Raw genomic sequence first — 12,403 nt, 5'->3', positions numbered from 1 at the left:
TGTATTTTATTGATTTAAAAACTTGGCTGCTTGGCTTGAAATCCGCCTAAAACTAGTCCTTTAGTACTATTTTTGAGCGTTTTTTCGGGCTGATTTAGCTAGGGCATTTGGCTTACTCAAAAAAAGTGCCGGTGATTGGTCGGTTTTAGAGGGCTGTTGGTCGCATGGGTGTTAGCTAAAAAGCTAAGCAAATCCCCCTTTTCTAACCCCCACTGGCCCCCCTTTAATAAAGTGGGACTTGTAGTGGTTTAAGGCCACTGTTGAGCTGCGTGCAATACTCTTAAAATTACAATTTTCCAGTTATGCTTCCGCATTTCGTTTGCGATCTATTAATGCCTGAATGTCACTCATTACATCTGAATGGGGCAATGATTCTGCGGGATCTTGCAGGGCTTCATGTACTTTTGCCTTAAACCACGCATCATAAGCGTCAGCATCAGCGACTAAACCAGCAGGTAAGCCACCTTCTTTTGAGATTCGCGTCAATAAAATACGAACTGCATCGGACACAGTTAACCCAACGTCTGCCAGTTTAGCAGCGGCATCCGCTTTTAATGCGTTATCTACCCTAACGTGTAACATTGATGTTGCCACTGAATGCACCTGTTTTTGTCTAATTAAACTACTTACTAAGTTTGTATCTCAATTGAGATATTGTCAAATCCCCCTGTGCTCCCCCTTTACTAAAGTGGGACGGGCTAGTTTTCACCCCCTCTTTAGTAAAGAGGGGGTGGGGGGAGATTTTGGGAGAGATTTGGTGGTTTAAATAAGATTACGGTCGGTAAGCGCTGTGGTCAGTGCAGTGGCAAAATCTTGCAATAACGGAATAAACTGCCGAGCAGCGTTAATGGCTTCAGCCAGAATGGCCGGGTCTTCAATATATTCGTGTACCATTTTATTTCTAAGCTGCCTTGCCACCAACCAACTTTCTGCAGAACTTAGCCAGCCATATTTCTCAGCTTTATTCAGATTATCCAGTACCGGCCCGGTTTTCTCGCCTAATGCTGCCAGAGTTGCAGGCAGTAGTTTATCGCCAATATTATCTTGCAGCCGGCCAAAGCGGCTGGCAAAGGCATCCAGCTGTTCAGACAAGCCGATATTACTCTCTAATGTAGCAAGCAGCGGGGCATCAAGGGGTTGACTGAAAAGCCTGCTGGCAGTTTGCTGTAGGTACTTACTTTCTTTACCAATCACTCTTACCAGAAACTGCAAACGTAGGGTGTTGTCGTTTGTCATAGCGTGACGCCCTGGGCAGCAATAGCATGAATTGGGGTAGCCGACAGATTTGGCGCGCTAACGATGATATCTATTTTTTGCAAGCCAAGGACCTGCATTAACCTTGCCTCAAGCGTCGCGCTGGCGACTACAGCAGCAGTTATTGGATGTGGAAGTTCTACCAGCAGGTCAATATCGCCACCCAGACGGTTGTCGTCTGCTCGGGAGCCAAATAACTTGACGCGAGCAGCCGGACCAAAAACGTCTCTGGTAATTGTTTTAATGGTATCTGCCTGCTGCTGACTTAGACGCATAATAAAGTTGCCTGTAATAATGTGTGCCCAATGAGCGCATTGGTTACCAACAAAGTGTAGCAAAGCCAGATATTTAAGCACAGCTTTGACGCTAATCATACTTATGCGCGCTAAACAGTTGCTGCGCCGCTAACCAGACATCGCCTACAGTGCCATCGCCCACCGGCTGGCCATTTACCTGCAATACCGGCGCGATTTCTTTGCTGGAGCTGGTTATCCAGATTTCATCAGCGTTGAGCACTTCCTGCTCAGATATATCGCGTTCTTCTACCTGCATAGTGCTGTGCTTACGTAAAATATTCAGCAATAACAGCCGGGTAATGCCGGGTAGCAGTTTATGGCTTAGTGGCGGGGTGGCAATAACGCCATTTTTTACCACAAAGACGTTAACGGCAGCGCCCTCGGTCAGGTTGCCCTGGGCATCAAACAGCAGAATTTCCTGAGCACCGGCGGCGTAGCCTTGCTGATAGTGCAGCACATTGCCTAAAAGCGAGGTAGATTTAATATGACAGCGCTGCCAACGTAAATCCTGACCGGTAATAACGCTATAACAACTGGCCTTGGCTTTATCGGCCACCGGCTCGGCGGCGATAGCAAAGCTATAGGCAAAGACAGTGGGCTTGATATGTAGCGGAAAGGCATGGTTACGCTTAGTGTCGGCACCACGGCTGACCTGAATATACACCGCCTGATTGCTGCCAATAGTGTTGTTGTTATCTTGCAATAAGCGCGTAGCCAGCGTTTGCCAGTCGGCCAGATTAAGTTGTGGGTCGATAGACAGCTCGGCCAGGCCCTGCTGCATGCGGGCTATATGCTCGGCAAAGCCAACAAAGCGGCCGTTATAGGAGGGTATAACCTCGTAGATGCCGTCACCAAATAAAAAACCGCGATCCATCGGCGATATTCTGGCCTGCTCTGCCGGGATAAATTCACCATTTAAATACACTATACTCATGCTACTCTCTTTATAAAGGGTTGGCCTAGGTCAAACATTCTGTTGATTCTGCAACCGAACCGATTTGTCCACACCAACACGCCGTAAACCCATCCATGGGGGCTCGATTCGCACATCCTGTGCTGCAACGGTTGGCTTAGGACAAACCGATTCTCTTTAGGTGGTAATACTCAACACTCAACACTCAACACTCAACACTGCTTCTCACCACTTCCAGCAGCTGCGCAATCAGTTGCTCGCCGACGCTATAAGGCAGGCCATCTTCGGTCAGGGTATTTTCGCGGGTGACGCCATCAACGCTGCCGTGCTCAGATAAAAACTGCAAAATAGCCAGCGGATTGGCCTGGCTAAGCAAATTTTCGCCGCGCATGACCGATAACATGGCAATAATACCCCAGGCGGCCCAGTTAGACACGTCGGCGACGATTAATTCATCGCATTGCGTCACCGCCGGCGTAATATTTAACTGGCCCAACACGCTGGCCAGATTGCCCATGCCAATTTCATTGCCACCATCGCCTATGCCAATGGTCGGGCAGCGCGCCTGGGTTAAAAAGTAATCAAAACTGGCGCAGCGTTCAGAGATATCCTCACCACGCATATTGTAATAGCGCCCGGCATGGTTAAAGCCTGGCCGCTCAATAGATATAATCAACTGTGGCTTAAGCTCAGCCAAAGCCTGCTCGGCCAGTGCGGCTAAATCAGCGTAGTGATTCACTTTAATTTTATAGCAGTGGTATCGGCTACTCATTACTGAGCAGAGCGGATCGCCACTGATTAATACCGGCTTGGCGCCCAGTTGCTCTAGCACCTGATATAAGCCAATGGCGCCGACCGGGCCATCCGTTTCAAAGGTATGAAGTACCGGAAAGCCGGTGCCAATCAGTACGGTACCACTGCATTGGTTCAGCAGCCTGGCACTACGCAAAATATAGCCGGGGCGTAAATGCTGCTGTAAAAGCTGCATGCCACGCAAATTTTGCTGTACTAATATATCTTCGATCTGTTGGCTGATGCTCAGTAAATCCGGGCTCATAGGGTGCTCGCACTTTTTTGTGGTAGTGGCTGCTGTTGTAACTGCAATAGCTGCCGGGCAAAGCGGGCGGCATCCAGTTGCAGCGCATTATGCGCATCTTCTGCCGTTATCGGGCTAAAGCTCACTGCACTGCCGGGTGTGGCTTGCGCCAGTTGCCAGCCATCCAGTGACAAAATCGCGCCCATTTTCGGGTAGCCGCCGAGGGTTTGCCGGTCATTCAGTAATACTATGGGTTGGCCATCGGGGGGAATTTGCACTGCACCATAGCAAATACCTTCCGATAACAACGGCTTGGCTTGACAATGAATGGCCGGGCCGCTCAGTTTATAGCCCATTCTATCGGCGCTGTTACTGATGGTGTAACGGGCAAGGTAAAAGCGCACCCGCTCGACAGCGCTAAACTGGGCTGCCTGATAAGATTCTATTAGCCTTAACTCAATAGCCTGAGTAAAAGTAGGTCGCCAGGCTTGTGGTACAGCATCTAAGATCATAGGTCTATCGGTTGAGCTTGCCGTTGCAATAGCAATCTGCAGCATATCGCCAGCGGCCAGTTTGCTGCCGGGGCGGCTGGCCAAACCGCCAATGCCCTCGCGCATTACGGTGGCGCTGCTGCCAAATTGCGTGGGCACAGCAAAACCACCAGCCACTGCAATAAAACTGCGCAGACCCTGCGTCATCATGCCCAGCTCCAGCGTATCGCCTGCTCTAAAGCGCTGCACTTGCCACTGACTAACAGTCTTGCCATTAATACTAAAGGGTAGCGGCGCGCCGGTAACGCAGCAAAAACCGTCTTGTTCTGCATGTAATTGCAGCCCGCCGACACTGAGTTCCAGTGCTGTACTGCCAATGCTATTACCTAACAGCGCATTGGCCCAGCGAAAACTGTTGCCATCCAAAGGCCCGCCGTTCGTCAGCCCCAAAGCGCCCTGGCCAAAGCGACCGGCATCCTGTAACAGGCAGAGTATGCCCGGATTGACTACTGTTAAGCCGCTCATGAGGCACCTTTTAACTGCTGGTATTCAGCTTTGCTAATGGGCACAAAACGCACCTCGTCACCTACGGCCACCGGCATAGCGGCAGCACTGCCGCTGGAAAAAGCAGGGTTAAACATGGTTACCGGACAGAGCCCCAATAAATGCCAGCCACCGGGTGATGCCGCCGGATACACCGCCGTTTGCCGATCGGCAATGGCCACAGCGCCGGCCGGTACTTTGGGTCTGGGGCTTGAGAGGCGCGGCATCGCCAGTTGCTCGGGTAGCTGGCCAAGATAAGCAAACCCCGGCGCAAAACCTATGGCATACACCTGATAAAGCGGCTGGCTGTGTAAACGGATGATGTCATCTGTGCTGAGCTGTTTCGTTTTGGCCACCAGCTCTAAATCTGGCCCGCTTTCACTGCTGTACCACACCGGCAGCTCGACAAGGCGGCTTTGCTGGGCACTGGCTGGCAAAGGCTGGGTTAATGCCGCCAAGATAGCAGGTCGCAGGCTCAGGTGGCTGTGCTTAAGTGGGTTAAATACGATGAGTAAAGAGGCATAACTGGGTAGTAGTTCAATCAGTTGATCCGCCAGCGCGCTTTTGAGTTGGCGCTCGGCTAATTGCACCGCGGCCGCCACGTCGGGGCTAATGTGCTGTGCAAAGTACAGAATAAAGGCGTTTTCGCCCGCCAGTTGCAACTGTGGGGTGGGCTGTAATGTCATGGCTGCAGCAACTGCCGTATGGCCTGCAATTGGGCAATGGCCTCAGGGTTATCACCATGCACACACAGGGTATCAGCCTCAAGCGGCAGCTCAGTGCCACTATCGGTAATGACGGAGCCGCGCTGCAGTAGCTGTTTAACCTGCGCCAGCACCTCAGCGCCATGCAATACTGCGCCCGGCTGGCTGCGAGGCGTCAGCTTGCCTTGTGCGGTATAGCGCCTGTCAGCAAAGGCTTCAAACATGAGCTTTACGCCATGCTCAGTGGCGTATTGCCAGTACAGGCCGGCATCTTTGCTGGCTAAAATCATTAAAGGCAGCGGTGTGTGGTAACTGGCCATTGCTTTCACGACGGCCTGCCATACTGCCGGTTTACTCATCATATCGTTATAGAGGGCGCCATGGGGTTTTACATAGCTGACGCTGAGTCCCTGACACTGCGCCATGCCAGAGAGCGCAGCAATTTGATAATGCAAAAAGTTAATGATTTCGGTTTCAGAGCAGTGCAGGCTGCGCCGGCCAAAGCCTTGTAAGTCGGGGTAAGCGGGGTGAGCACCAATAGCCACATTGTGTTGTTTGGCTAAAGCCAGGGTGCGCTGCATGACATCGGGGTCGCCGGCATGAAAGCCGCAGGCAATATTGGCCTGATCAATATAGGGCATGGCCTGGCTGTCGAGGCCCATCTGCCAGCTGCCAAAGCTTTCACCCAGATCGCAATTGAGTAATAACATGCTGACTCCTGCAGAAGCTGAAGAAAATGCGTAAGTCCAGGTCGAACTAGGCTATGCTAAATATTGTGCGTCAGCCGGTGCACTATGTAAAGATGGCAGTTGAAAGATTCATGCTGTGGTCAGATGGAGATATTATGCGATTCGTAGTACAACACATAACAGCCGTAATGTTGATGTGTCTGGTGTTTAGCCATAGTCTGCCAGCGAAAACCCCTCCCTTAACATTTTACACCGAACATTTGCCACCCTACAGCTATCTTGAGCAGGGTGAACTAAAAGGCATAAATGTTGAACTGGTACAGCAGTTGTGCCAGCAATTAGCGCTGGAATGTCAGTTTCAGTTACTGCCCTGGGCACGTGCGTTTGAACTGGCGCAGCGGGATGTGAATAGCGGCGTGTTTTCGACGGCCAGAAGCCCACAGCGGGAAGCCTTGTTTCAGTGGGTGGGGCCACTGGCATCTGACTGGGGCTATTTATTTCGCTTACGCAGCCGGCCAGAGGTAGCACCGGTAGACTTAGAGCAAGCCAAAGCCTTTAGCATAGCGGTGGTTCGAGGTGATGTGTATGAGCAGTATTTTTTGCGTCAGGGCTTTAAATATCGGGAAAACTTGCTGGATTACAGCACCAGGGCGGAATCTATACCTTTGTTTTTGCAGGGCCGGGTTGATTTAATCCCGGCTTCACCGCTGGCTATATCGCGTTGGCTGGCTGAATATGATGCGCCGCCGGATGTGGCTGAAATAGTGTTTAAACTACGCGGAGTGGGCGATAATTATTTGGCGTTGCATCCTCAGATGCGCACTGAACTGGTTGCTCAGCTGCAACAGGCGTTGCAGCAGTTTGTACAAAGTGCAGATTATCAACAGCTATTACAGCGTTATCTGAGCCATCAAGCTGCTGAAGCGCTAATGGATAAACCTTAAAATACTGATAATTGGCTGTTTTTTAAATCGGTCAGCAGCATATGTCCGGGGCTGTGGGTGATGCAAAAATCCAGTTTGGCATTGGCTATAGCCACTTGCGGCGTCACGCCACAGGCCCAGAATACCGGGACTTCGCCGGGTTTGATGCTAACGGCGTCACCAAAATCAGGGCGGCTGATATCGCTGATACCAATGGCCTCCGGGTTGCCAAAATGCACTGGCGCGCCATGAACCTGCGGAAAACGTGAGCAAATTTGGATGGCGCGTATAGCATTGGCTGGTGTCATCGGCCGCATGCTCACTACCATACCACCATGAAACACCCCAGCCGGAGTACAGCTAAGATTAGTGCGGTACATCGGCACATTGACCTGCTCGGTAATATTACGAATTTCCAGGCCATCGGCCAGCAAAGCCTCTTCAAAGGAAAACGAGCAGCCAATTAAAAAGGTCACCAGATCATCACGCCAGTATGAGCGCACATCGCTCACTTCTGCGCTTAACTGGCCCTGTTGAAAAATGCGGTATTTTGGTAAGTCAGTGCGAATATCCAGCTCTGCAGCCAGTGCCGGCATATCAAAAGCGCCCGGCGCGGTGGCCATACCTAACAGCGGGCAGGGTTTGGGGTTAAAGTGGCAAAACTGCAAAAAATCGGCGGCATAGGCTTTGGGTAGAATAGCCATATTCGCTTGCACAAAACCCGGCGCTAAACCGGAAGTATTGCCGCTAAAGCTGCCGCTACGGCACTGTTGACGAATTTGCAAAGGGCTTAGATGTTGCATAACAGCTCCGGCGATTCATAAAAAGGTTTAAACACTCAACACTCAACACTCAACACTCAAAACTCAACACTCAACTCAGGCATTGCCATAAATCTCTTTATTTGCCAGCCAGCGTTTAATCAGCTGCTCACAGGCAGCGGGCGCTTGCTGCCAAAGCACACTGGCAATCTGCTGTGCTTGTGGCACTAAGGCCGCATCGCGCTGCAAATCAGCAATTTTAAACTGCAACATGCCGGTCTGGCGGGTACCGAGCACTTCGCCTGGACCGCGGATCTCCAGGTCGCGCTGGGCAATAACAAAGCCATCATTGGTATCGCGTAGCACGCTAAGTCTGGCCTGAGCGGTTTTTGACAGTGGCGCATGATACAGTAGCACGCAGTGAGACGCGGTGCTGCCACGGCCAACCCGGCCCCGAAGCTGATGCAGTTGCGCTAGACCCAGCCGCTCCGGGTTTTCAATAATCATTAAGCTGGCGTTGGGCACATCTACGCCAACTTCAATTACGGTAGTGGCGACCAGTAAATCCAGGTCTCCCTTGCTAAATTGTAACATCACCGCTTGTTTTTCCGCGGTTTTTAAGCGGCCATGCACCAGACCAATACGCAAATCCGGCAAGGCTTGTTGCAAGCTTAGCAGGGTATCTTCTGCCGCCTGACATTGCAGACTTTCAGATTCTTCAATCAGGGTGCATACCCAATACGCCTGGCGTTGTTCGGTTTTTACTACAGTGCGCACCCGCTCAATAATGTCATCACGCCGGCTATCCGGGATCGCCACTGTGGTAACCGGGGTGCGCCCCGGCGGCAGCTCGTCAATAATGGAGGTGTCTAAATCAGCATAGGCGGTCATCGCCAGGGTGCGTGGTATGGGCGTGGCGGTCATTACCAGCTGATGCGGATAATAACCGGCAATGCCGCCTTTCTCCCGCAGCGCCAGCCGCTGATGCACACCAAAGCGGTGTTGCTCGTCAATGATGATAAGGGTTAAGGTATGAAATGCCACCTGCTGCTGAAACAGCGCATGAGTGCCCACAATCATCTGGGCACTGCCATCGGCAATACTATCCAGCGACAGTTGCCGGGCTTTGCCCTTGGTTTTACCGCCCAGCCAGGCCACATTAACCCCCAGTGGCGCAAACCAACGCTGAAAATTCAGCGCATGTTGCTCGGCCAGCAATTCGGTGGGCGCCATTAATGCCACCTGATAGCCATTGCCAATAGCGGTAAGGGCCGCAAGAGCGGCGACCAGGGTTTTACCTGAGCCGACATCACCTTGCACCAGGCGTAACATTGGCAGTGGCTTGCTCAGATCCTGAGCTATTTCTGCCGTGACCCGCTGCTGTGCGGCAGTGGGGCGGAACGGCAGCGCGCTTAAAAAACGCTGCTGTAAGGCGTTATCAGGCTGCAGCACTTTGGCTTGCTGCCCCTGGCTTTGGCTGCGCAGTTTGGCCATGCTCAGTTGTTGCGCCACTAATTCTTCAATAATTAGCCGCTGTTGCGCCGGATGGGTGCCTTGCTCCAGTAACTGCAGGCTGGCGTCCGGTGGTGGGCGATGAATATATACTAAGGCCTCAGTTAACGACCAGGGCTGGCGCAGCAGCTGTGCCGGTAGGTATTCGTCGGGCTGGCTAAGCGTTAAGGTATTAAGTGCGGCATCGGTTAGGTTACGCCAGGTGGCCTGGCGCAGACCTTCGGTGGTAGGGTAAATAGGGGTCAGGGTCTCGCTGACTTCACTCATTTGCTCGTCATGCTGCAGCCGGTACTCCGGGTGGAGCATTTCCATGCCGCGCGGCCCACGTTTCGCCTCGCCAAAGCAGCGCAGCAGCATACCCGGACTAATGGCATTTTTTTGAGCGGCATTAAAGTGAAAAAAACGCAGCGTTAACCAGCCACTACCATCTTTAATTTTTACCTGCCAGCTGCGTCTTTTGCCGAGTAAAATGTCACTGCTGACTACCTCACCCAACACAGTAGCGTGCATCAGCGGCATCAGATCGGCAATGGCATAAATCCGGGTGCGGTCTTCATAGCGTAATGGCAGATGAAACAAGATATCCTGCATACTGAACACACCCAGTTTTTGTAGCTTTTCGGCAACCTTAGCCCCCACACCCTTAATACTGTGGATGCTGATATTGGCTAACTGGCTGGCGCTCATTGGCAGTGGCCTGGCATGCTTAATCCTGTTTTAAGGCCAGTGGGTAATAACGCTGTAATAAACCTTGCTCGGCCATTAAGGCTAATTGCTGATTTATCTGCCCGGCCAGATGAGCATGCTTGCTGTGTCGTGATAAGCCAATATTAACAAAACGTACTTCACTGAATGGGAAGTACAGGCTAGCCTCGATAATCTTTCCCTGAAATTGGGCGTCGGACGCAATCAGTTGCTCAGTGGTATTTGCCGGGGCAATTAATGCATCTATCCGTTGGCGTTGGAGCAGTTGCAAGCCGTTTTCCAGGGTGTCGGTTTCGACGGTCGATAAGCCATGCTGACTTAGTAGTGAGGGCAGCTGCGTGTTGTAAATATAACCGCGGACTAAACCAATGCGTTTGCTGCTTAGTTCCGACATAGAGGTAATATCGACAGTGTCGCGATGCAAAAACAGTTTTTCGGCTCTGGCCTGATCATAAGGCATCAGCCACATAAAGCCGGCACGCTCGTCACTGTGGTTAAGACCGGTCATCAGATCGGTTTTACCTTGTTGCATCATCCGCAAACAACGGCTAAAAGGGGTGTTGGGGCTGAATGTCAGGGTAAAGCCACTGCGTGTTGCCAGCTCTTGCATAAAATTTACGGTGGGGCCGTAAGGTTGACCTGTTGCCGGGTAGTGATGGCGATTAGGGACATCATCCAGACACCATTCCAACTCGGGTTTTACAGTAACATCACTAAGAGCCAGATTGCTGAAAATAAGCCAACTGCTGAGCAAATTGCTGATCATGGCAAAGCTCCCAAAGATTTTAACAGCCTCTGCCGGTCGAGGGCGTGCTGATAAAGGCGTTGCACAGTGCCATCATTAACCATCAGTTGCAGCTGTTGGCGTAAACTGGCTTCTAGCTGCTGATGACTACTGGCGCGAGATAAGCCAATATGGATCCAGGTTGGGGTAATGCTGTTAAAATCAATCGGCGCCAGCATAAAACGGTGTTGATAACTGCTGTTATTGTTAATGACATCAGCAGTGCTGAGTGTCGGCGCCACCACTGCATCAATACGGCCACGCAGTAACATTTCTAATGCCAGTTCAATGCTGTCTACCTCGGCAATGCTGCGCGACTGAACACTAAGTTGCTGCATCAGATGCGGGCTATACACATAATGGCGAATAGTGGCAATAATTAAACTGTTTAATTGCACCAGTTCGTTAATCTGCCGCGGATCGCCCTGACGCATAAACAGACTTTCGGCTATTGTGGTGCTGTAAGGAATAAGATGCATTGCTTTAGCGCGTTCATCGCTGTAACGCAGGTTACTCATTAAATCGACACTGCCTTCTTCCATTAATTTCAGACAACGTGCAATGGGGGTGCGTGGGGTGACGCTTAGCTCAAAGCCCACCCGCTGAGCCAGTTCTTGCATCAAGGCAACGGAAGGACCAGTAGGTTGGTTGCTTTGTTCATATTCATGAAAATGCGGAAAATGATCGAGGCACCATACCAGTTTTGGGCGCGGCTTAATAGATTCTGCCAGCGCAGCGCTGCTGTAACACCAGCAAAACATCAGCAGAATCATCAGGCGCAACATAGCGATTCCTAGTAGGTAGAGGGTACTTCCATCACCCCATCAATTTCGATTTGCGCACCGCGTGGCAGGGCGCTGACCTGTACCGCGGCTCTGGCCGGATAGGGCTGAGAGAAGTACTCGCTCATAATCTGGTTTACTGTGGCAAACTGGCTTAAATCAGTCAGGAAGATATTCAATTTCACCATATCGTTTAAATCACCGCCGGCGGCGTCGCATACGGCACTCAGGTTTTTAAACACCTGGTGTGTTTGCTCGCTAAAGTCTTCAGAGACCATTTGCATGCTGGCAGGTACCAACGGAATTTGACCAGACAAGTACACGGTAGTACCAATTTTAACGGCCTGGCTGTATGTGCCGATGGCCGCTGGCGCCGCATCAGTGCGGATAATCACTTTTGACATCTGTGTTACTTCCTTCTGTAGACTTTTTGAACATCGGGCATGACGCGGATTTTGCGCATGACATTGGCCAGATGCACCCTGTCCTGTACAGACAGGGTAATTTTAATTACATATTCACCGGTATCTCTGTCATCGGTGACCAGATCCTGAATGTTAGAGTCTTGTGCAGCAATAAGGGTGGTCAATTTAGCCAGCACGCCCTGACGGTTGATAATAAACACCCTGATATCTGATAAAAATTGTTTGTCAGCGGTGTTATCCCAGCGTACCGGGAAATAGCGTGCAGGATCTTTTTCCCAGCCTTTAATATTTCCACAATCGCTACGATGCACATTTAAGCCTTTACCCGGGCTGGCATTAGCGACGATTTCATCACCCGGAATAGGCCGGCAACATTTAGCGAAAGTAACCAGCATACCCTCTGAGCCGACGATAAAGGCGTTGCTTTTGGCCAGTGGTGAGTTAAGTTTAGACTGATCATCTGATTCAAACTCACCCAATAAGCGCCGGGCAATAGCAATAGGTAACTGATTGCCTAAACCTATCTCAGTGTATAACGCATCCAGTGATTGCTGATGCACATTGTGCAGCACCTGCTCAATGCGC

General features: G+C 51.1%; 15 protein-coding genes. 1 reads left to right on the top strand and 14 read right to left on the bottom strand.

Going from position 1 to position 12,403, the window contains the following annotated elements; translation table 11 throughout:
• Positions 1-300 precede the first annotated feature (300 nt).
• From V7D78_RS04775 to V7D78_RS04740, 8 genes are all read right to left on the bottom strand, one after another.
• Entirely contained in the window at positions 301-594 is a 294-nt protein-coding gene (locus tag V7D78_RS04775; protein WP_442886502.1) for a type II toxin-antitoxin system RelB/DinJ family antitoxin, read from the bottom strand.
• A 168-nt stretch (positions 595-762) separates the two neighbouring features.
• Positions 763-1,236 (bottom strand): hypothetical protein, encoded by a 474-nt coding sequence (locus V7D78_RS04770; RefSeq protein WP_333607288.1) that lies wholly within the window; start codon positions 1,234-1,236, stop codon positions 763-765.
• The gene (locus V7D78_RS04765; RefSeq protein WP_333607287.1) at positions 1,233-1,529 is read right to left on the bottom strand and encodes a nucleotidyltransferase domain-containing protein; all 297 of its coding nucleotides are present in this window, start codon (positions 1,527-1,529) and stop codon (positions 1,233-1,235) included. The genes V7D78_RS04770 and V7D78_RS04765 overlap by 4 nt, the downstream gene beginning before the upstream one ends.
• A 91-nt stretch (positions 1,530-1,620) precedes the next feature.
• On the bottom strand, positions 1,621-2,484 hold the full coding sequence (locus V7D78_RS04760; protein WP_333607286.1) for a D-amino acid aminotransferase: 864 nt from the start codon (positions 2,482-2,484) through the stop codon (positions 1,621-1,623).
• Positions 2,485-2,668: 184 nt separating this feature from the next.
• Positions 2,669-3,520, bottom strand: a complete 852-nt coding sequence (locus V7D78_RS04755; RefSeq protein ID WP_333607285.1) for a DUF4392 domain-containing protein — start codon at positions 3,518-3,520, stop codon at positions 2,669-2,671.
• Positions 3,517-4,515 (bottom strand): biotin-dependent carboxyltransferase family protein, encoded by a 999-nt coding sequence (locus V7D78_RS04750; RefSeq protein WP_333607284.1) that lies wholly within the window; start codon positions 4,513-4,515, stop codon positions 3,517-3,519. The genes V7D78_RS04755 and V7D78_RS04750 overlap by 4 nt, the downstream gene beginning before the upstream one ends.
• Positions 4,512-5,219 carry a 5-oxoprolinase subunit PxpB gene (pxpB, locus tag V7D78_RS04745; protein WP_333607283.1) on the bottom strand — a complete coding sequence of 236 codons (708 nt, stop codon included), beginning with the start codon at positions 5,217-5,219 and terminating at the stop codon, positions 4,512-4,514. The genes V7D78_RS04750 and pxpB overlap by 4 nt, the downstream gene beginning before the upstream one ends.
• A complete protein-coding gene (locus tag V7D78_RS04740; RefSeq protein WP_333607282.1) occupies positions 5,216-5,947 on the bottom strand; it encodes a 5-oxoprolinase subunit PxpA in 732 nt (243 codons plus the stop codon). Before V7D78_RS04740 ends, pxpB begins: the two co-directional genes overlap by 4 nt.
• Before the next feature lie 134 nt (positions 5,948-6,081).
• On the opposite strand from V7D78_RS04740, the gene V7D78_RS04735 reads away from it, so the two are divergent.
• Positions 6,082-6,870, top strand: a complete 789-nt coding sequence (locus V7D78_RS04735; RefSeq protein WP_333607281.1) for a substrate-binding periplasmic protein — start codon at positions 6,082-6,084, stop codon at positions 6,868-6,870.
• Here V7D78_RS04735 and V7D78_RS04730 read toward each other — a convergent pair.
• The 6 genes from V7D78_RS04730 to V7D78_RS04705 form a co-directional block, all read right to left on the bottom strand.
• Positions 6,867-7,652 (bottom strand): putative hydro-lyase, encoded by a 786-nt coding sequence (locus V7D78_RS04730; protein WP_333607280.1) that lies wholly within the window; start codon positions 7,650-7,652, stop codon positions 6,867-6,869. The genes V7D78_RS04735 and V7D78_RS04730 overlap by 4 nt on opposite strands.
• A gap of 75 nt (positions 7,653-7,727) precedes the next feature.
• The gene (gene recG, locus V7D78_RS04725; RefSeq protein ID WP_333607279.1) at positions 7,728-9,809 is read right to left on the bottom strand and encodes an ATP-dependent DNA helicase RecG; all 2,082 of its coding nucleotides are present in this window, start codon (positions 9,807-9,809) and stop codon (positions 7,728-7,730) included.
• Between the two features lie 19 nt (positions 9,810-9,828).
• The gene (locus V7D78_RS04720; RefSeq protein WP_333607278.1) at positions 9,829-10,593 is read right to left on the bottom strand and encodes a substrate-binding periplasmic protein; all 765 of its coding nucleotides are present in this window, start codon (positions 10,591-10,593) and stop codon (positions 9,829-9,831) included.
• The gene (locus V7D78_RS04715) at positions 10,590-11,396 is read right to left on the bottom strand and encodes a substrate-binding periplasmic protein (RefSeq protein WP_333607277.1); all 807 of its coding nucleotides are present in this window, start codon (positions 11,394-11,396) and stop codon (positions 10,590-10,592) included. The genes V7D78_RS04720 and V7D78_RS04715 overlap by 4 nt, the downstream gene beginning before the upstream one ends.
• 8 nt (positions 11,397-11,404) lie before the next feature.
• On the bottom strand, positions 11,405-11,797 hold the full coding sequence (locus tag V7D78_RS04710; protein ID WP_333607276.1) for a RidA family protein: 393 nt from the start codon (positions 11,795-11,797) through the stop codon (positions 11,405-11,407).
• A gap of 5 nt (positions 11,798-11,802) precedes the next feature.
• Positions 11,803-12,403 (bottom strand): ACT domain-containing protein (locus V7D78_RS04705; protein WP_333607275.1); only part of this gene is annotated, 601 nt, incomplete at its 5' end.

Origin of the sequence: Arsukibacterium sp. (genome assembly GCF_036735525.1) — a bacterium.
Lineage (GTDB): Bacteria > Pseudomonadota > Gammaproteobacteria > Enterobacterales > Alteromonadaceae > Alishewanella.
Note: the sequence above shows the minus strand (reverse complement) of the source record. Positions and strands in the feature narration are given on the sequence as shown.